The organism is Anaerococcus provencensis (genome assembly GCF_000312365.2).
Lineage (GTDB): Bacteria > Bacillota > Clostridia > Tissierellales > Peptoniphilaceae > Anaerococcus > Anaerococcus provencensis.
In genome coordinates, this window is the sequence record NZ_HG003686.1 from 637,339 (window position 1) to 658,100 (window position 20,762).

General features: G+C 34.1%; 19 protein-coding genes. 16 read left to right on the plus strand and 3 right to left on the minus strand.

Annotated elements, in window-relative coordinates:
- Positions 1–174: 174 nt before the first annotated feature.
- Positions 175–786 (minus strand): thymidine kinase, encoded by a 612-nt coding sequence (locus tag BN38_RS05755; protein WP_044566014.1) that lies wholly within the window; start codon positions 784–786, stop codon positions 175–177.
- Positions 787–794: 8 nt separating this feature from the next.
- On the minus strand, positions 795–1,892 hold the full coding sequence (gene ychF, locus BN38_RS05760) for a redox-regulated ATPase YchF (protein ID WP_044566015.1): 1,098 nt from the start codon (positions 1,890–1,892) through the stop codon (positions 795–797).
- Positions 1,893–2,066: 174 nt separating this feature from the next.
- On the opposite strand from ychF, the gene BN38_RS05765 reads away from it, so the two are divergent.
- The 10 genes from BN38_RS05765 (at position 2,067) to BN38_RS05810 (ending at position 15,980) form a co-directional block, all read left to right on the plus strand.
- Positions 2,067–3,836, plus strand: coding sequence for an aminopeptidase P family protein (locus tag BN38_RS05765; protein ID WP_044566017.1), 1,770 nt, complete (start codon positions 2,067–2,069; stop codon positions 3,834–3,836).
- Positions 3,833–5,683 carry an excinuclease ABC subunit UvrC gene (uvrC, locus tag BN38_RS05770; RefSeq protein WP_044566391.1) on the plus strand — a complete coding sequence of 617 codons (1,851 nt, stop codon included), beginning with the start codon at positions 3,833–3,835 and terminating at the stop codon, positions 5,681–5,683. The genes BN38_RS05765 and uvrC overlap by 4 nt, the downstream gene beginning before the upstream one ends.
- Positions 5,684–5,790: 107 nt before the next feature.
- Positions 5,791–6,744, plus strand: a complete 954-nt coding sequence (hprK, locus tag BN38_RS05775) for an HPr(Ser) kinase/phosphatase (RefSeq protein ID WP_044566392.1) — start codon at positions 5,791–5,793, stop codon at positions 6,742–6,744.
- Positions 6,745–6,880: 136 nt separating this feature from the next.
- Positions 6,881–10,417 (plus strand): pyruvate:ferredoxin (flavodoxin) oxidoreductase, encoded by a 3,537-nt coding sequence (nifJ, locus tag BN38_RS05780; protein WP_044566018.1) that lies wholly within the window; start codon positions 6,881–6,883, stop codon positions 10,415–10,417.
- Between the two features lie 125 nt (positions 10,418–10,542).
- Positions 10,543–10,896, plus strand: a complete 354-nt coding sequence (locus BN38_RS05785; RefSeq protein ID WP_044566019.1) for an Asp23/Gls24 family envelope stress response protein — start codon at positions 10,543–10,545, stop codon at positions 10,894–10,896.
- A gap of 5 nt (positions 10,897–10,901) precedes the next feature.
- Positions 10,902–12,473 carry a DAK2 domain-containing protein gene (locus tag BN38_RS05790; RefSeq protein WP_044566020.1) on the plus strand — a complete coding sequence of 524 codons (1,572 nt, stop codon included), beginning with the start codon at positions 10,902–10,904 and terminating at the stop codon, positions 12,471–12,473.
- Positions 12,473–14,461 (plus strand): ATP-dependent DNA helicase RecG, encoded by a 1,989-nt coding sequence (locus BN38_RS05795; RefSeq protein WP_044566021.1) that lies wholly within the window; start codon positions 12,473–12,475, stop codon positions 14,459–14,461. The genes BN38_RS05790 and BN38_RS05795 overlap by 1 nt, the downstream gene beginning before the upstream one ends.
- Positions 14,461–15,003, plus strand: coding sequence for a 16S rRNA (guanine(966)-N(2))-methyltransferase RsmD (gene rsmD / locus BN38_RS05800; protein WP_044566022.1), 543 nt, complete (start codon positions 14,461–14,463; stop codon positions 15,001–15,003). Before BN38_RS05795 ends, rsmD begins: the two co-directional genes overlap by 1 nt.
- Positions 15,000–15,482 carry a pantetheine-phosphate adenylyltransferase gene (coaD, locus tag BN38_RS05805; protein ID WP_044566023.1) on the plus strand — a complete coding sequence of 161 codons (483 nt, stop codon included), beginning with the start codon at positions 15,000–15,002 and terminating at the stop codon, positions 15,480–15,482. Before rsmD ends, coaD begins: the two co-directional genes overlap by 4 nt.
- Before the next feature lie 12 nt (positions 15,483–15,494).
- Entirely contained in the window at positions 15,495–15,980 is a 486-nt protein-coding gene (locus BN38_RS05810; RefSeq protein WP_044566024.1) for an ATP synthase subunit B family protein, read from the plus strand.
- 25 nt (positions 15,981–16,005) lie between these two features.
- On the opposite strand, the gene BN38_RS05815 is transcribed toward BN38_RS05810, so the two are convergent.
- Entirely contained in the window at positions 16,006–17,163 is a 1,158-nt protein-coding gene (locus tag BN38_RS05815) for a nucleotidyltransferase family protein (protein ID WP_044566025.1), read from the minus strand.
- Between the two features lie 129 nt (positions 17,164–17,292).
- Here BN38_RS05815 and efp point away from each other — a divergent pair, with 129 nt between their 5' ends.
- Genes efp through BN38_RS05845 form a run of 6 tightly spaced genes read left to right on the plus strand, consistent with a single transcriptional unit; the run spans position 17,293 to position 20,760 of the window.
- Complete coding sequence (gene efp, locus BN38_RS05820) at positions 17,293–17,850, plus strand: elongation factor P (RefSeq protein WP_044566026.1); 558 nt, start codon at positions 17,293–17,295, stop codon at positions 17,848–17,850.
- A gap of 10 nt (positions 17,851–17,860) precedes the next feature.
- On the plus strand, positions 17,861–18,187 hold the full coding sequence (locus BN38_RS05825) for an Asp23/Gls24 family envelope stress response protein (protein ID WP_044566027.1): 327 nt from the start codon (positions 17,861–17,863) through the stop codon (positions 18,185–18,187).
- Positions 18,187–18,567 carry a transcription antitermination factor NusB gene (gene nusB, locus BN38_RS05830; protein WP_044566028.1) on the plus strand — a complete coding sequence of 127 codons (381 nt, stop codon included), beginning with the start codon at positions 18,187–18,189 and terminating at the stop codon, positions 18,565–18,567. The genes BN38_RS05825 and nusB overlap by 1 nt, the downstream gene beginning before the upstream one ends.
- Positions 18,560–19,747 carry an exodeoxyribonuclease VII large subunit gene (gene xseA, locus BN38_RS05835; protein WP_044566029.1) on the plus strand — a complete coding sequence of 396 codons (1,188 nt, stop codon included), beginning with the start codon at positions 18,560–18,562 and terminating at the stop codon, positions 19,745–19,747. Before nusB ends, xseA begins: the two co-directional genes overlap by 8 nt.
- Positions 19,740–19,925 (plus strand): exodeoxyribonuclease VII small subunit, encoded by a 186-nt coding sequence (xseB, locus tag BN38_RS05840; RefSeq protein WP_044566030.1) that lies wholly within the window; start codon positions 19,740–19,742, stop codon positions 19,923–19,925. The genes xseA and xseB overlap by 8 nt, the downstream gene beginning before the upstream one ends.
- Complete coding sequence (locus tag BN38_RS05845; protein WP_044566031.1) at positions 19,918–20,760, plus strand: polyprenyl synthetase family protein; 843 nt, start codon at positions 19,918–19,920, stop codon at positions 20,758–20,760. Before xseB ends, BN38_RS05845 begins: the two co-directional genes overlap by 8 nt.
- Positions 20,761–20,762 lie beyond the last annotated feature (2 nt).

The window sequence follows — 20,762 nt, forward strand, 5'->3', positions numbered from 1 at the left end:
GTGCATGTGGAGGTAATACTCGATAGCCCCAATAGGGGCGTGCCGGTATTCGCGCCTTCTAGGCGCTGTGCAAACTACCAGCTAAGCTGGTAGTTTTGATTTACTTTATAAAATTAATATATATCAAATTTTAATTCATATTAGAATCACTTTGATAAAAAAAGAAGAATAGACTTAATTGTCCAATTCTTCTAGTGAAATTTGGTTTTTGGTTTTTTCTCTTTCGCTCATTTTTTGGTTGTAACATTCTCTGCATAGGGGTTCATATTTATCTTTGGATCCTATTTGAATCCTAGATTCATCAGCAGATTTCCTATAAGAAGCCCAAGCATCTTCACCGCATGATGCACAGATGGCATGGTGTTTGGTTAGCTCATCAGCTATAGGCATGATTTCTTTTATAATCTCAAATGGTCTAGTCTTAAAGTCCATATCTAGTCCGGATACAACTATGGTTATATTTTTCTCCATTAGCTTATTAAAAATATCTATGACTTCTGTTGGATCATTTGGGAAAAATTGAACTTCATCTATGCCAATTGCATCAAGTTCATGATTGGTTGCATAGTCTAAAATATCATTTAAGTCTTCTACCTTGATTGCATCTAGTTCTAGATTATCATGACTAACTATCTTTCTTTCGTCATCTCTATCATCAACGGCTGGTTTAAAGGCTGCTATTTTGTAATTTGCAATCTTCATCCTATAAAGCTCGCGCCATAGAGAAGTTGTCTTGCCTGAGAACATTGAACCGGTATGAACAATTAATTTTCCTTGTTTCTTCATTTCACATCCTAAACATTAAAGCGGAAGTTTACTACATCGCCGTCTTTCATGATGTAATCCTTGCCTTCCATCCTTAATAGACCTTTTTCCTTGGCGTTAAGTAGGGAGCCGGAGTCTACTAATTCATCATATGATACGATTTCTGCTTTGATAAAACCCCTGGAAATATCTGAGTGGATTTTACCTGCTGCATCAACTGCCTTTGTACCATTTTTTATAGTCCAAGCCCTAGTTTCCATTTCACCTGTTGTCAAAAATGATATAAGGTTTAGAGTTCTATAAGAATCACGTATTACCTTATCAAGACCAGATTCTTCAAGACCAATCATTTCAAGGAAGTCCTTTTTCTCTTCTTCTGATTCTAGCTCGGAAATTTCATACTCGATTTTGGCAGATACTATGGTTACTTCTGCATTTTCTCCCTTGGCAAAGTCGCGAACTTTTTCTACATAAGGGTTGGACGTACCGTCATCTGCAGCGTCCTCTTCGTTGACATTGCAAACATATATTATTGGCTTATTTGACAAAAGTTGGTAGGCCTTGAGAAGTTTTTTCTCATCATCAGTTAAGCTCAATGTTCTAGCTGACTTTCCTTCTTCTAGGACCCTATGAACTTTTTCTAAGACTTCAACTTCTTTCGCAACATCTTTGTCATTTCTTGCTACTTTTCTACGTTTTTCTAGGACCTTATCTACCATTTCAAAATCAGCATAGATAAGCTCTAGATTTATGGTTTCTATATCGCGGATTGGATCAACAGATCCATCAACGTGGGTCACATTTGGGTCATCAAAACATCTTAATACTTCTACGATAGCGTCGGTTTCTCTGATATTTGACAAGAATTGATTACCAAGTCCTTCTCCCTTGCTAGCACCTCTTACAAGTCCTGCTATATCATAAAATTCTATGACAGCTGGCACGATTTTTTTTGAATTGCTCATATCTGACAAAACTTCAAGTCTTGGATCTGGGACATTTACAAGGCCAACATTTGGATCTATAGTGGCAAAAGGATAGTTTGCAACCAAAGCTCCCGCCTTAGTAATAGCATTAAATAAAGTTGATTTTCCAACGTTTGGCAAACCTACGATTCCAAGTTTCATATACTAAATCACCTCAATTTTCTTATTTACACGATGTTAATATTATAATTGATTTGTGGCAAAAATCAATCAGTTGTAAGCTAGGAAATGGAGGTCATATTAAGTATAGTTATCCTATAAACAAATTTATATAAGAGATATAAACTTTAAGATAAGGAGTTTAAAGGAGTATTTATGGATATCAACCAACGCATAGAATCTTTAAGAAAATTGATGAATGATAGAAAAATAGAAGCTTACATTATCCCAACTTCTGACCCTCACCAATCAGAATACTTGGGCGATTCATACAAGGATAGGGAATTTATATCCGGATTTACCGGATCTGCTGGAACTGCAGTAGTTACAACAGATGAGGCAAAACTTTGGACAGACTCTAGATATTTCTTGCAAGCTGACAAAGAATTAGCCAATAGTGAATTTGAACTTATGAAAATTGCTGATGACAACTATCCAACTATTGAAGAATATTTGGACGAAGTAGTTAGTGAATTTGGCAAAATAGCCTTTAATGGCAATGTATTTTCTGTCAAAGAATACAAAAAACTAAGCGAATCAATGGGCTCTAGGACCTTGGTTTCTGATGTGGATTACATATCCAAACTATGGAATGATAGGCCAGCTTTGCCAGAAGATAAAGTTTGGTTACTAGATGAAAAGTACGCTGGTGAAAGTGTCAGCTCTAAGATATCTAGAGTCCGTGATGTCATGGATGCAAATGGTTATGATTATTACTTTATTGGTGCAGTAGAGGATATTTGCTGGCTATTAAACATCAGGGGCAATGATATAGACTACAATCCAGTGGTTTTATCATATTGTTTGATTAGCAAAGATAGGGTTTACCTATGCATAGATGAAAACAAGCTTGATGATGAAGTTAAGGCTTATCTTGATGAAAATAATATAAAAATCCATTCATACGATTATATTTTCACCCTACTTAAAAACATTCCAGGAAAAAATAGGATTTTCTTAGATCCAGAAAGATGTAATGTTGCAATTTATGATGCAATTAATTCTAATGTAAAGATTTCTACTGGCACAAATATTACTGAAAATATGAAGGCCATTAAAAACGAAACAGAGATAAAAAATACAAAGCAAGCTTACATTATCGATGGAGTTACTTTGGTTAAATTCTTTAACTGGCTAGAAGTTGGAGCAAGCACTGGCACATTAAATGAATATGTGGCAAGCAAGAAACTTCATGAACTAAGAAGTGGAAATGAAACTTTCATAGATGATTCATTTGAAGCTATAGTTGGTTTTAAGGATAATGCTGCTATCGTCCACTATGAACCATCAAATATTGGCTCAAAGACAATCACAAAAGAAGGACTAATATTAATAGACTCTGGTGCTCACTACCTAGAGGGAACTACAGATATTACAAGAACAATAGCCTTAGGAAACTTAAAAGAAGACGAAAAAATTGACTATACCTTGGTATTAAAATCTCATATAGCAGTATTTTTAACTAAATTTAAAAATAAAACTACAGGTCAAAGACTTGATGCTATTGCAAAATATCCACTTTGGAAGGCTGGTAAGGACTTCTTCCACGGAACTGGACACGGTGTAGGATACCTACTAACAGTACATGAGGGACCACAAAGAATTGCCCAAGGCTCTGACATTGAGTTTAAAGAAAATATGTTCACTTCTGTAGAGCCAGGTCTATATATTGCAAATAGTCACGGAATCAGAATAGAAAACCAAGCAGTAGTTAAAAAAGCATTCGAAAATGAATTTGGCAAATTCTTAGAATTTGAAAACCTAACCTATGTACCTATAGATACCAGACCAATCAAAACAGAAATGTTAACAAATGAAGAAATTGATTGGATCAATGACTACAACAAGAAATGCCAAGAAGTTCTAAGCCCACACCTAGAAGGGTCTGACCTAGAATACTTGAAAGAAAGTTGCAAAGAAATTTGACAAACAAACAAGTTAAGGACAAGCTAAAAGAACTTCCAGACCTACCTGGCGTCTATATTATGAGGGATAAGGATGATGAAATAATCTATGTCGGCAAAGCTATATCTCTTAAAAAAAGAGTTCGCCAATACTTTGATAACAATAAAAACAAGGGGGCCAAGGTCCTTGCCATGGTCTCCCATATTGATCATTTTGAATATATCATAGTAGAAAATGAAGTTGAGGCTCTGGTTTTAGAGTCAAACTTAATAAAGAAAAATAGGCCAAAATATAACATTGTCCTTAGGGATGATAAGCAGTATCCATATATCAAAATTACCAATGAGAAATTTCCAAGGATACAAAAGGTAAGGCAGATATACAATGACAAGGCCCTATACTTTGGCCCGTATCCAGACGCCTATGCAGTAAATGATGCAATTGACTTGTTTCACTTGTATTACCCCTTTAGGACATGTAATCTAGACTTTGATAAGGGTCAGACCTTGCCAAGACCATGCTTAAATTATTTTATAAAAAAGTGCAATGCACCTTGTATCAAAAATGAAGATGAAGCCAGATACATGGATGCAATTACTGATGTCAGGTCATTTTTGGAAAATAAATCATCTAAGATTGCTGATTGGGTTTTAGCTAGGATGAATGAAGAAAGTTCTAAGCTAAATTTTGAAATGGCAAGTATGTACAGGGATTATTACAGAGCCTTATCTGTAATATCTGAAAGGCAAAATGTATCAGACCAGTCAGCCGAAGATATGGATATAATTGCTATGAGCAAGGGTACTTCAGCCATAGTAATGCAAGTGTTCTTGATGAGAAAGGGAAAAATTGTTGATAGGCAACACTTTATAATCAAAAATGATTACAAGGAAAATGATGATGAAATTTATTCATCATTTTTGAAACAATTTTACCTTGATATAATGTATGTACCAAAAGAAATCCTTATAGAAGTAGAACCAAATGATTTGCCAACTATCAATGAATTTTTGAACCAAAAAAAGGGAAGAAAAGTATATGTACACAAGCCAAAACTTGGTAAGAAAAAAGATTTGCTAAATATGGTTATGAACAATGCCAACGATATGCGCATAAAATATGAAAAACGCATAGAAAAAAAGGAAAGAAAGAAATCTGCTGGATTAAACCAGCTTAAAGAAATCCTTGCTATAGATGATATCTATAGGATAGAAGCTTATGATATTTCTAATACGTCAGGGGTTCAGTCAGTAGGATCTATGGTTGTTTTTGAAGATGGCCTTGCCAATCCAAAAGAATACAGGAAGTTTAAGATAAAAACTATAGAAGGTCCAGATGACTATGGTTCACTTAGGGAAGTTATTGATAGACGCCTCAAAAATGGTCTAAAAGAAATTGAAAATGATAACACTAAGACAGGCTTTGGAAAGATGCCGGATCTGATTTTGATGGATGGGGGAAAGGGTCAAGTTTCTGCTGCAAAGGAAATATTAGAAAAATATGGACTTGATATTAATATTGCAGGACTTGTCAAAGACGACAAGCATACAACTCGTGCCATAATCTATGAGGATCAGGAGATTTATATAAATAGGCGTGACCCTGTTTATAAATTGATTTATGAAATTCAAGAAGAAGCTCACCGTTTTGCTATAAACTACCATAGGAAACTTATGCAAAACACCATGAAAAAAAGCGAGCTTGATAATATAAAAGGCGTTGGTGAGAAGACTCGTGCTAATTTATATAAGCACTTCAAATCCATATCCAATATCAAAAAAGCTAGTGTAGAAGAACTTATGGAAGTTCCCTTAGTTGGCAGAACTCAAGCCTTGGAAATATACAAGTATTTTAGGCTAAAAGGTTAGTAATAGGAGATGTTTTGACAGAAAATAATTTAAATGAATATATCAACAGTAGTTTTGACAAAGTAGCTGAAGAGGTCGATGAGAGCAAAGTCATAGTAAAAGAACTTATAAATGCCAACGAAGAGCGAAGTGTCAAACTTCACAGCATTGTAGAAAGCTTGGGTCTTGAGATTGTCCACCAGTCTTCTGATTACTATGATATATCCCTATCAAGTGCTGATGTAAATAGACCTGGTCTGCAATTGACAGGATATCTTGTAGAGTTTCCATATAAGAGGCTTCAAATAATTGGTTCTGTAGAATACACTTACCTTACCAGTCTTGATAGCAAGCTCCAATATGAGAGATTTAGAGGGATTTTATCATATAAAATACCTGCTTGTATTTTTTCCTATAATGCAGACATTCATCCAGACATCTTGGATTTGGCTGATTATTATGACAAGACAGTCCTAAGATCTCCTGCCAAAACTACCAAATTAATATCAGATTTGTCAGATGAGCTAGAATATCAACTAGCTCCAAGAAGCAATGTCCATGGAGAACTACTAGAAGTCTTTGGAATTGGAGTTTTGATAATGGGCAAATCGTCAGTTGGTAAGTCAGAAACAGCCCTTGATTTGATAAATAGGGGCCATAGGCTCGTTGCTGATGATATGGTAGATATAGTCGCAACAGATAATAAACTTATGGGCTCGGCACCTGATAATATCCGCCACTACATGGAGATTCGTGGACTTGGAATAGTAAATGTGAGGCGCTTATATGGTACAGGCTCTGTTAAAAAAGTTACCCAAATTGAACTAGTCATAGAACTAGAACAATGGAAGGAAGACTATGAGTATGATAGGTTGGGTCTTGACGAAAATTATATAAAAATGTTAGATGTCAAAGTTCCACACCTAGTTGTTCCCGTTAGAGCAGGTAGGAACCTTGCCATGATTGTAGAGGTTGCATGTATGAACCAAAGAGAGAAAAATTTTGGCTATAATGCAGCAAGGGCTATGACAAACAATATATTTCACAAAGAATTAGTAGATGAGAGCGATGATTTGGTTTAAATTGTCGCTTTTTTGAAGCTTTTTTTATCAAAATATACAATCTTGTTTTTGATAAACTGTTGACATTTGAGATAAATATCATTATACTTAAACTAGTGTTAACGATAATAGCTTATATTATTTTTAGGAGGTCTTAATGACAATTAATAGAGCGATGAAGACTATGGATGGTAACACCGCTGCAGCTCACGTATCATATGCATTTACTGATGTTGCAACAATTTACCCAATCACTCCATCTTCACCAATGCCAGAATCAGTAGACGTATGGTCTGCTAATGGCCGTAAGAATGTTTTCGATAGAGAAGTAATGGTAAAAGAGATGCAATCTGAAGCAGGCGCTGCTGCAGCAGTTCACGGTTCACTTGCAGCTGGAGCACTAACTACTACATATACAGCCAGCCAAGGATTATTACTAATGATCCCAAATATGTACAAGATCGCTGGAGAAAGATTACCAGGTGTATTCCACGTTGCAGCTAGAACTGTAGCAACACACGCTCTTTCTATATATGGCGACCACTCTGACGTTATGGCAGCAAGACAAACAGGTTGTGCAATGCTTTGCTCAAACTCTGTTCAAGAAGTTATGGACTTATCTCCAGTAGCTCACGCTGCTGCAATCAAAGGTAGATTACCATTTGTTAACTTCTTCGATGGATTTAGAACAAGCCACGAAGTTTCAAAAATCGAAGTTTGGGACTACGATACATTAAAAGAATTTGTAGACTTTGATGCTGTTGATGCATTTAAAAACAATTCACTTAACCCAGAAAGACCAAAACACATGGGTACAGCTGAAAAGAATACATTCTTCCAAAGAACAGTTGCTTCTAACCATGCATATGAAGAAATTATTGGCATTGTAGAAGAATACATGAATCAAGTAAACGACTTACTTGGAACAAACTATGGACTATTCAATTACTATGGTGCTGATGATGCAGAACAAGTAATCGTAGCAATGGGTTCATTCAACCAAGCAGCTAGAGAAACAATCGATGTATTACTTGAAGACGGATACAAAGTAGGTTTAGTAGAAGTTCACCTATACAGACCATTCTCTAAAGAACACTTACTAAAAGCTATTCCAAATACAGTTAAGAAAATCGCTGTTCTTGACAGAACAAAAGAAAAAGGCGCAGAAGGCCAACCACTATACCTAGATGTTAAATCAGTATTCTACGGTGTGGAAGACGCTCCAGAAGTTTATGGTGGTGTTTATGGTCTTGCTGGTAAGGATACAATTCCTGCTGATGTTAAAGCAGTATTTGATAATCTAAGAAGCGAAAATACTAAAGATCATTTCACATTGGCAATCACAGATGATGTTACAAACACATCTTTAGAAAGAGATGATTTCAAAGTACGTCAAGAAGGAACAACAAGATGTAAATTCTGGGGATTCGGTTCAGACGGTACTGTTGGTGCTAACAAACAAGCTATCAAAATCATCGGTGATAACACACCAATGTATGCACAAGGATACTTTGACTATGACTCTAAAAAATCAGGTGGTCTAACAGTATCTCACTTAAGATTTGGTAAAGATCCAATCAGATCAACATACTTACTTGATGAAGCAGACTTCATTTCTTGTTCAAAACAAGCATATGTTCACCAATATGATCTTTTAGCTGGACTTAAAGATGGTGGTACATTCCTACTTAACTGCGTGTGGAGTGAAGAAGAACTTGACCAACACTTACCAGCATCAATCAAAAAATATATTGTAGAACACAACATTGATTTCTACATCATCGACGCAAGCCACATTGCTCAAGAAATTGGACTAGGTTCAAGAACAAACATGATCATGCAATCAGCATTCTTCAACCTATCAAAAGTTCTTCCAATTGAAGAAGCAGTTGGATACCTAAAAGACTCTATAGTTAAATCTTATGGTCACAAGGGTGATGACATAGTTAACATGAACTATGCAGCTGTTGATGCAGGACTAAATGCAGCTCACAAAGTAGAAGTTCCAGAAAGCTGGGCAAATGCAGTAGATCCTGAAAAAGAAGAAGTAGAAATGTCTGAATTTGTTAAAAACATTTTAAGACCAATGATCGAACAAAAAGAAGATCAAATCCCAGTTTCTGCATTTACAGACCTAGACCTTGAAAATGGTGAATTCCCATCAGGTACAACAGCATACGAAAAACGTGGTATAGCTCTAAACGTACCAGAATGGCAAATAGATAACTGTATCCAATGTAACCAATGTTCATTTGTTTGTCCACACGCTGTAATCAGACCATTCTTAGTAACAGCTGACGAAAAAGCAAATGCACCAGAAGGCTTTGAAACAAAGAAAGCTATTGGTAAGGGTATGGATGAATATGAATTTAGAATTCAAGTATCTCCACTAGATTGTACAGGTTGTGGTAACTGTGCTGATATCTGTCCAGCTCCACAAAAAGCTCTTCTAATGAAACCATTCGAAGAACAAGTAGAAAACCAAAAAGACAACTGGACATACGCTCACGAAGAAGTTGGATATAAAGAAGATGTAATGGATGATATGACACTTAAAGGTAGCCAATTCAAACAACCATTACTACAATTCTCTGGCGCTTGTGCAGGTTGTGGTGAAACACCATATGCTAAACTAGTTACTCAACTATTTGGTGACAGAATGTACATTGCAAATGCTACAGGATGTTCATCAATCTGGGGAGCAAGTGCACCAGCTATGTCTTACACCAAAAACCTTGAAACAGGTAAGGGTCCAGCTTGGGGTAACTCACTATTTGAAGATGCAGCTGAATACGGTTATGGTATGAAATTAGCAGCAGAATCAAATGCTCACCTACTAGAAAGCTACATGAACAAATTCCTAGAACTAGGTATTGAATCTCCATTTAACGAAGCATTCAAAATGTGGGTTGAAGGAAAAGATGATGTTGCAAAATCTAAAGAAGCAACAGCTAAAATATTAACACTTCAAGATGAAAAAGTTGAAGGTGAAGAAGAATCTGACCTAGTTAAGAAAATTCTAAACCTAAAAGACTACATGATCAAAAAATCTATGTGGATCTTTGGTGGTGACGGATGGAGCTACGACATCGGATTTGGTGGAGTAGACCACGTATTAGCAAGTGGTGAAAACATCAACATCCTAGTATTTGATACAGAAGTATACTCAAATACAGGTGGACAATCATCTAAAGCAACACCACTATCAGCAGTAGCACAATTTGCCGCTTCTGGTAAGAAAGTACGTAAAAAAGACCTTGGTCTAATGATGACAACTTATGGTTATATCTATGTAGCACAAGTTGCTATGGGTGCTAACCAAAACCAAACATTGAAGGCTATCAAAGAAGCAGAAAGCTATGATGGACCATCTCTAATCATTTGCTATGCTCCATGTATCAACCACGGTATCAGAATGGGTATGGGCAAATCACAATATAGAGAAAAACAAGCTGTTGAAGCTGGTTACTGGCACTTATGGAGATTTGACCCACGTCTAGCTGACGAAGGTAAGAATCCATTCCAATTAGATTCTAAAGAACCATCTGAGTCCTTCCAAGAATTTATCCAAGGTGAAGTAAGATACTCATCACTTAAGAGATCATTCCCAGAAAGTGCTGATGAATTGTATGCTGAAGCAGAAAAAGCTGCTAAAGAAAGATACGAAACATACAAAAGACTTGCTGGAAAATAAGAATAAATACTAAAAAAGGTCGCCATTAATTTGGCGATTTTTTTTGTTCATATTAGCTTTAAAATTTATAAATAAAATTATGGTATAATATTAAATAAATGTATAAGTTCAAATAAGGAGGTAGCATGGCTATCAAATATGTCAATAATTATGGTAAGGTTACAATAGATGATTCTGTGCTTGCAAATATAGTTGCAGCAACAGTTATGGAATCTTATGGAGTAGTTGGCCTTGCACGCCGTTCAGCTAAAGATGATATCTATGAACTTTTGAGATTAGATAATATGAGCAAGGGTGTTCAAATACAAAAAAATGATGATGGAACTATAAGTATTTATATATCTATATTTATCTTATATGGAGTAAGAATAGCAGTAGTTAGCCAAAACATTATTGATAATGTAAAATACAAGGTAGAAAAATCACTTAATGTTAGAGTTAAGGAAGTGAATATATTAGTTCAAGGAATTGGTGAGTAGTAAATATGAGAGAAATTGATGCAAATAAACTCCAACAGATGATAATTGGAGCTTATGAACTGTTAGATGAGAATAAACAATTAGTAAATGAACTGAATGTCTTCCCAGTACCAGATGGGGACACAGGAACAAATATGACCATGACAATGAGATCTGGTGTTGATAAGGTAAACGGCTTATCAAATGCAAGTGTAGGAGATATTACAAAGGCCCTATCCCAAGGGACACTTATGGGGGCTCGTGGTAACTCTGGAGTTATTTTATCCCAATTAGTTCGTGGTCTATCAAAAGCAACCAAGGGTAAGGATAAGATATCAACAGCTGATATTAAGGAAATCTTCGATATAGCTAACCAAACTGCATACAAGGCAGTAATGAAGCCTACTGAAGGTACTATATTGACAGTTAGCCAAAAAATGACTGATAAGGCAGCTGAAATTTATAGCGATGACATAACCTTTGACCAATACCTTTATGAAATCATAGCAGAAGGTCAAAAGGCTCTAGATAATACACCAAATCAACTTCCAGTACTAAAAGAAGCTGGAGTAGTGGACTCTGGTGGCCAAGGATTAATAATACTTCTTAAGGGTGCATTTTCTGCCCTAAATAGCGATATTGATATTAACGATATTAAGGATAAGAAAGCTAATAAAGAAGATTTACCATATCAATTAGATATTGAAATAGCAATTGCTAAAGAATCTTACCAACATGCCATGGAATCTGTAGAATCTTTGGCTAATGTTAGCGAGTCTTCTTATGAGGATGATATCCTAAGAATAAAACTTACAACTGATAATGTATTTGGCCTCTTACAAATGCTTACAGTTGATGGTGTAGTGATAAAAGCTGAGCTTGAAAATCTTAAAGCTGACCAAGAAAGAAAAGAAAAATTAAAATCAGCTCCTCAAAAGAAATATGGTTTCATAGCTGTAAGCCGTGGTGAGGGCTACGATGCGATTTTAGAAAGCATGGGAATAGATGAAATCATTTCTGGTGGCCAAACTATGAATCCTTCCACAGAGGATATATATAATTCTTTGGATAGGATTAATGCTGAAAATATTATTATATTCCCAAATAATAAGAACATCATAATGAGCGCTAAGCAAGCTTGCGACATTACTGATAAAAACGCAATTGTTATAGAAACCAGGTCAATACCTGAGACCTTTACTGCTATGCTTGAATTTGACGAAGATAGTAGCATAGAAGAAAATGCTGAAAATATGCAAGAAGCCATTGAAGATGTCCATGTGGCAGAATTTTCTATATCAATTAGAGATACTTCTGTATCAGGAGTTGAAATCAAAAAAGACGATTATCTAGGAATCCTAGACGGCAAAATTTTGGCAAGTGAAAAAGACTTGGAAAAGTCAGTAGAAAATACTCTACAAAAAGCCCTAGAGGATTATCAAGACTCATCTCTTGTAACAATATATTATGGTGAAGAAATAGAAAAAAGAACCGCAAAAGACTTGTGCAAGAAACTTAAGAAAAAGTTAAAAGATATTGATATAGAATTAGTTTACGGTGGCCAACCAGTCTATTATTACACTATCACAATTGAATAATGGAACTTACTGATTTAAAGGGAATTGGTCCAAAGAAAAAATACTTATTAGCTAAAATTGATATCCATAATGTCAGTGACTTATATAATTACTATCCAACTTCTTTTGAAGATAGGAGAAAAAGAGGCGTTATTCCAAATGTTAGGGAAGATGTAAAATATTATTTCATCTGGCAGATAGTGGGTAGGCTATATCAAAACAGGACAAAAAATGGCTTTATATCATATATTTATGCCATTGAGCCAGATACAGGCGAAAAGATAAAAATCATTTATTTTAATGATAGATTTACACCGACCAAATTTAAAAACGGTGAGACTTATAAGTTTTTTACAAAAGTAAAATTTGAAAATGGCACTTTTGAAGCAATCAATCCTATGACTTGTGACCTCGACGATGAAAATATTGGATCGATAATTCCTATTTATCCCCTTACAAAGGGTTTAAGCCAAAAAAATATTTCGAGTTTTATAGGCGAAGCCCTAAAAAATTATGAGGTAGATGAAGAAATTTTTGGAAAAACAATACTGGATAATTTTAAATTTTCTTCTAAATATAATAACTTATTAGAAATCCACAAGCCTAGCGATATTGATAAGCTTATGAAAGCAAAATCAGAGCTAAAGGTATTGGATTTTGCCAAAGACCTTGTCTATATAGACTACATTAGCAAGAGATTTGAGAAAAACCAAGATTTAAGACTTTCATATAATTTAGATGATATATTAAGTCATATAGGATTTGATTTGACTAGGTCTCAATTGATAGCCCTAAAAGAAATTCTATCCGATTGTTCAAGCAATTTGGTCATGAATAGACTTTTGATTGGCGATGTTGGATCAGGCAAGACTATAATTGCAATTATTGCCATGATAGTCTTTGGCCTAAATAGCTATCAATCAGCAATGATGGTTCCAACAGAAGTCTTAGCCATCCAACAATTTGAAAAAAACTTAGACATAATTGAAAGTTTTGGACTAAAAGCTCAAGTTTTGACTGGGTCTAGCAAAGATAAAGATAAGATTAAAAAGGATTTGGCTGATGGAAGAATCGATATAATTATTGGCACCCATGCCCTTATCCAAGAGGATGTTATTTTTAAGAACCTAAAGCTTGTTATAAATGATGAACAACACAGATTTGGAGTTAATCAAAGACAAGAACTTGGCTTAAAGGCAGATGGTGTTAATTACCTTTCCATGACAGCGACACCAATACCAAGGACAATAAGTCTAAGACTTGCCAAAATCTTGGATTTATCAATGATTACTGAACTTCCCAAGGGAAGAAAACCAATCACGACCAAGATTATAGCCCAGTCTATGGAAAAAATATTGTTTGAAGAAATAGATGCTAACCTATCGCAAGGAAGGCAAGTCTATATAGTATCTAACAATATTGATTCAGATGACAAAAATAGTGTTGAGAACCTATATAATAGGTACAAAAAAGTTTTCAAATCTAAAATTGTCAAAAAACTTCATGGGGATATGAAGGCAAGTGATAAGGATAAGACCTTAAAAGACTTTGCAGATGGAAAAATTGATATACTAATATCTACAACTGTTATAGAAGTAGGGATAGATGTAGCAAATGCCAACACTATGGTAATTTATAATGCAAATAATTTTGGTCTATCATCCCTCCACCAGCTTAGGGGTAGGGTAGGGCGTGGACCATATGATTCCTATTGTTATCTAATAAATAAGAATGTAGACAATAATTCTAAGCTCAATATCCTAGTAGGCAATGAAAATGGTTTTGATATAGCAAAAAAAGACTATGATTTACGTGGCGGTGGTAAAATTTTATCTGCAATCCAACACGGTAGAAATCTCAACCAGATCGAATATCTATCTATGAGCCAAGATGAAGTTGATAAGAGTTTTGAAATTCTAGATTATATAAAAGCTAATGACTATAAAGATGTAAATTTTTCTTACATAGAAAAGTTTTTTAAAGAAGATAAAAGGATAATATTAAATTAATGAGAGTTGTTTCAGGTATATATAAGGGTTTTAACCTAAAGGCACCAAAATCAAATACTACAAGACCAACGGACAATAAGGTCAAAGAAGCTATTTTTGATATGCTTTTTCCTATCAAGACATTTGGTATTGCCCTAGATTTGTTTGCGGGCAGTGGACAAATGGGTATAGAATTCATATCAAGGGGCCTAAGCAAGGTTTATTTTAATGATAAAGATCGAAATTCTTATAAAATAATAGAAGATAACCTTGAGAAACTGAAGACAGATAAATTTGAACTTACAAAACTAGATTTTAAAAAAGCCTTGGAAGCTTACAAATCCAAGGGCTTATCCTTTGACTATATATACTTGGACCCTCCTTATTATACAGAATTTTATGATGAGGCCATAAATCTTATCATAAGTTATGAATTGTTAAGCGAGGATGGTATAATAATAACAGAATCAGATAAAGAATTAAAGCTTGATGATAAATATGATATTAACCTTTTAAAAGAGAAAAAATACGGAAGGAAGATAGTAAACTTTTACACAAAATGAAAGTAATATACCCAGGAAGCTTCGATCCACTTACACTTGGACATATAGATGTCATAAAAAGACTAGACAATATGTTTGATGAAGTGATTGTAGCAATTCTAATAAATGAAGATAAAAAATCACTTTTTACTCTTGACGAAAGAGAAGAAATGATTAAAGAAGAATTAATAGCCAACGATATTACAAATGTGACTATCAAATCCTTTGATGGACTTTTGGTAAACTTTGCAAAAGAAGAAAATTGCAAAATTATTGCTAGAGGTCTAAGACTTGTTGCTGACTATGAATATGAGAAGAATATAGCTAGGATAAATTCATCCTTGTATGAGGGCCTAGAAACTATATTTTTGCTTGCTAATACCAACTACTCATTCATTAGTTCAAGCGGAGTCAAAGAAGTGGCAAGTTTTAAAGGCAATATATCACCATTTGTAACAAAAAATGTAGAAAAAAGATTGAAAGAAAAATATAATTACTAAGAGGGGGGCAAAATGGCTAGTACTTTAACACAATTGATCAATGAAATGGAAGATGTAATGGATGAGGCATCTGCTGTACCTTTTTCTAGGAAAGTATCAGTAGATCCAGATGAAATTTACGAAATCCTTGCTGAGATGAAAGATTCCTTACCACAAGAAATCAAACAAGCTGAATGGACCTATCAAGAAAAAGATAGAATAATCGGTGAAGCAGAAGCAGAAGCAAAGAGAAGACTTGAACAAACTGACAAAGAGATTTCTCAATTCAAAGACCAAGCTAAAAACCAATATCAAAAGATGATTTCTGACCACGAAATCACTCAACAAGCAAGGGCTGAAGCTGATAGAATCTTACAAGAAGCAGCAACAGAAGCAAACAAACTTCGTCAACAATCATACGAATACATCGACAAACTATTCTCTTCATCAGCTGAAAACTTCAGCACTCTTGCTCAACAACTTGAGAAAAACAGAAGAAGTATTTTAGAATCTAGATAAAAACAAAGACGCATTTAGGGAATTCCTAATAGCGTCTTATTTTTTTCTTATAATCTAAGTTAAAATCTCTTTTTTGACATAGGCTATATAGATTTGATCCGTCAACCATTTGTGATAAAATCATTTGGTCTGTGATGGAAAGATTATCATAATCTTTATTTCTAATTACAGCTTTGCTAGATGAATTTTTGAAGATAAGCTCTGCACTCTTATTAAAGGCTAGGACCTTATAGAAATTAATGTCGTATGCATTAAATGTAGATCTGTTTTCCAAAATATAATTAATCATCAATCTTTTTATCCTAGATGAGGTATATCTTTTGTTTGTAGCATCTATAATAAAATTAGAAAATTCATGGTTATTTTCACAAACTTTAGTCAAATAATTTTCTAATCCCTCTTCATATGCCAATATTCCATTCATGGGACGTCTTTCTAATAAAAGCAAAAATCTAAATATGTCATAAATGATATCCATATTTGGAAGACCAAAAGATTTTTTGCTTTCTTCTATTAGTTCATAGGCATATGCTGGGACATGGTCTTTGTAATTGGTAAGTATGTTATTGCGAATAGCAGTTGATGAAGAAATTTTGCTATCAAGTAAATTAGTATCAGAATTATTTGATGATATTCTCCTTATAGGCATAGGAGTCATTGAAGAATCAATCTTTCTTATAGCTCTCATATACTCTAAGGCGAGGATGTTATTAGAAGTAATGAATCCATCACCTCCTAAAACATCGACTGTTGCGTCATATCTTGCCTTTGTAAAGGAAGAATTTTCTAAATGTTTTTTTGTAAGCTCTTCTAAGAGATGTTCTTTTTCCAATAGCAGGTTAGCTTTTTCTAAAAAATCATTAGGCTCCATATTTTCTATACCAAAGCAGAGGTAGTCTACATTTAATTTATCGAGGATTTTAACAGCTCCAAGAGCAAAATATTCTGCTGACTGTAAAGATATGTGTATAGGCATTTCTACTACCATATCAAAGCCAGCTTTCATAGCCATATCAGCCCTGGAGAATTTATCAACGATAGCAGGCTCTCCTCTTTGGACGAAATCTCCACTCATTAGGCTTATGGCTAAGTCTGCTTTTGTTAGCTCTTTTGATTTTTTTAATAGATATTCGTGTCCGTTATGAAATGGATTGAATTCAGAAATAATTGCTAGTGTTTTCATACTTGATATATACCCTAATAATGTATATATTTTCAATGTTTTATATAAAATTGGGTAAATTAAGTTAACAAAGTTTTCAAAGCCATAGGTCATATGGTATAATAATGTAAGAAAATATTAGGAGGATTTATGATTTCTGCAAATGATTTAAGAAAAGGTGTAACCTTTGTTTATGATAATGATGTTTACCAAGTGGTTGATTTCCAACACGTAAAACCAGGCAAGGGAGCAGCTTTTGTTCGCGCAAAGATTAGATCAGTAATGAACGGCGGCGCTAAGGATGTAACATTCAATCCAAATGAAAAATTTGAAAATGCTGTTATTACAACAAAAGAAATGCAATATTTATACAATGACGGTCAATTATATTATTTTATGGACCCAGAAAGCTTTGAACAAATTGGTCTAGACTATGAAACAGTTGAAGAAGCTATTAAATACGTTCGCGAAAATGATACAGTTACTATGAGAATTTACCAAGGCAAACCATTTGATGTTGTTGCACCAAACTTTGTTGAACTAGCAGTAATTGAAACTGAACCAGGTATCAAGGGTGATACAGCAACAAATGTTACAAAACCAGCAACAGTTGAAACAGGAGCAGTTGTTAACGTGCCAGTATTTGTCAATGAAGGCGACACAATCAAAATAGACACAAGAACTGGAGATTATTTATCCAGAGTTTAAGGAGAAAATAATGGCTAATACATTTAGACATGGACAAGTTAAAATTGCCAATGAAATATTAGATCAATTGGCTATTAGAGCTTGTAAAGAAATCAACGGAGTACATAACAGCGATGACTCTACCAATAAGATTAATCTTCAAAACCAAGATCCTAAGGCAAGCATAGGATTTATTGAAGATAAACTTAACATTGACCTTACAGTTTTCCTTGATAAGAATGTAAATGTGAGAAAAACTGTAAAAGATATCCAAGAAAATGTGATTAGAATTATTGAAACTATGACTGGAATATCTGTTGGACGTGTCAATGTTAATATAGCGAAACTAGAAATCTAATGAATAGAAAAGAGCAAAGAGATTGGGTTTTTAAGCTGATATTTGAAGATAGCATTAATAAAATAGAAGATGTTGAACAATCCCTAAATAACCACGACTTAGATGGGGAAGAATTCATCATCAAGTCTTTAGAATCTTATAATGAAAATTATGAAAAAATTGAAGAAATTATAAGAAATGCTAGTAAGAAACGCTACAATCGTTTGTCCAAGGTGGAAAAAGCTATTTTGTTTTTATCTGTAAATGAAATTTATTTTATGGATATTCCTCATCAAGTTTCTATAAATGAGGCAGTAGAGCTAGCAAAGACCTATAGCAATCAGATGGATTATCAAATGATAAATTCTATTTTAGGAAAGATTGTAAGAACTGATGCTTAAAGCCCTTACAGTTAAACAATTTAATGAGTATTTTAAAACAAGCATAAAGCACGATCCGATTTTCACCAAAGTCTATATCACAGGAACCCTATCAAATATAAAATATAACGGCAACCACATATATTTTTCCCTAAAGGAAGGCTATGATGTCATAGACTGTGTTATATTTTACTATGAAGATAAGGACATAGATTTTACTTTTACTGATGGTATAGACGTTCTGGTCAAGGGTAATCTCAACTTAAATAACTATTCATCGAGAATCAATATTGCTGTTAGCTCTATTACGGAAAAAGGCCTTTCTGAAGATTATCTAAAGTTTTTAAAAATGAAAGAAGACTTCAAGAAAAGGGGTTTTTTTGATTTAGATAAAAAGAAAGAAATAGCAAAGTATCCAAAAAACGTTGGTTTAATAACATCTGCTGATGGGGCTGCAGTTGTAGACTTTCTGTCAGTAATAAACCAAAAGGCAAATGATATAAATATCAAGCTTGCTCCAGTAAAAGTCCAAGGACAGAGCTCATACCAAGCTATAGTAAATGCTATAGTAAAACTTGATATGATGGATTTAGATGTGATTGTAATCACCCGTGGCGGTGGTTCTTCTTTGGATTTATCAGTTTTTAACGATAAGGATATCATAGAGGAAGTTTTCAAAGCCAAAACTCCAATTATATCTGCCATAGGGCATAAGATTGATAGCACTCTTTTGGATTTAGTCGCAGACTTATCTTTGCAAACTCCAACAGAAGCTGGGTCATATATTATCGCAAATTATGCGAATATAGCTAAGGATAGTAAAATTCTTTTGGCTCAGATGAAAGGCTTGGTAGATAGGATAGTAGAGATAAAGTCGCTAAAGTTAATGGCTTTAGAAAGTAAACTTAAATCTTTCAATCCACAAAATGATATTAAGCTTAAAGAAAAAGAGATTAATAATATCAAAAAATCCCTAGATAAGGCCATTATAAATAACCTAAATCATAATGAGCAAAGGCTTATCATGGCTGAAAATAGACTGAAATCAGCGGATAGAATATTACATATCAGAAAGAAAAATATAGGAATTTTTGATGATAATAATGTGCCTATTTATTCAAAATATTCATTAAATGAAGGTGATAAGATTGATATTAGATTTTCTGATGGATCTATAAAGGCGGTAGTGATAGATGGATAAATCTTTAGATAAAAATTTCAAAAAATTGGAAGAATACCTAACTAGTCTTGAAGAAAACAAGGATAATCTGGACGAGTCTATCAAAATTTATGAAAAGGCTAATACCTTGTACAAAGAAATGCAAGAACAACTTAAGGACTACAAGGCGAAAATAGAGGTTATAGCTAGTGATGAATAAGAAAGAGTTTGAAAGTATACTTTTATCCAACAAAAAAATCATAGATGAAAAGTTTAAGGACTTTTTTGATGATTCATATAATCTATCTGAGCCTTTAACCTACGCTGTTAGATCTGGCAAGAGGATTAGACCAAACCTTTTCTTTGAAACGCTTAAGATGCTTGGCAAAGATATTAACGATAAGGACATAAAATTTGCCCTATGCCTAGAGATGATTCATTCCTATTCTCTAGTTCACGATGATTTACCAGCTATGGATAATGATGATTATAGAAGAGGAGAATACTCTTGCCATAAAAAATTTGGTGAAGACATAGCTATTTTGACAGGAGATGCTCTAATCACAGAAGCAAGCCACACTTTATTTGAAATTTGCAAGGATGATTCTGCTTACATATACCCTGCATCCTTACTGATGGAGATGGCTGGCTACAAAAATATGATTTATGGCCAAGTATTAGACATAAGAAGCCATGAAAAAGTAGATTTGGATTATTTGCTCCTTGTCTATGAAAAAAAGACTAGCGATTTATTTAGGGCAGCAATCATCGGTGCAGCCTTGGCAAGCGACAATGATTTCAAAGAAAATAGGACAAAAGACTTTGAAAACCTTGATCAATACGCAAGCAATTTAGGTTTAGCTTTCCAAATTCAAGATGATTTACTAGAAGAAAATTACCAAGATGAATTAAATATTTTAAATCTTATTAGTAGAAATGAAGCTTTAGATTTGCTTTATGATATTAATAAAAAGGCCAAGGAGAATATTAGTCACTTTAATGATAATGAATTTCTCTTATACCTTGTTGATTACCTTACAAATCGTAACAATTAAGG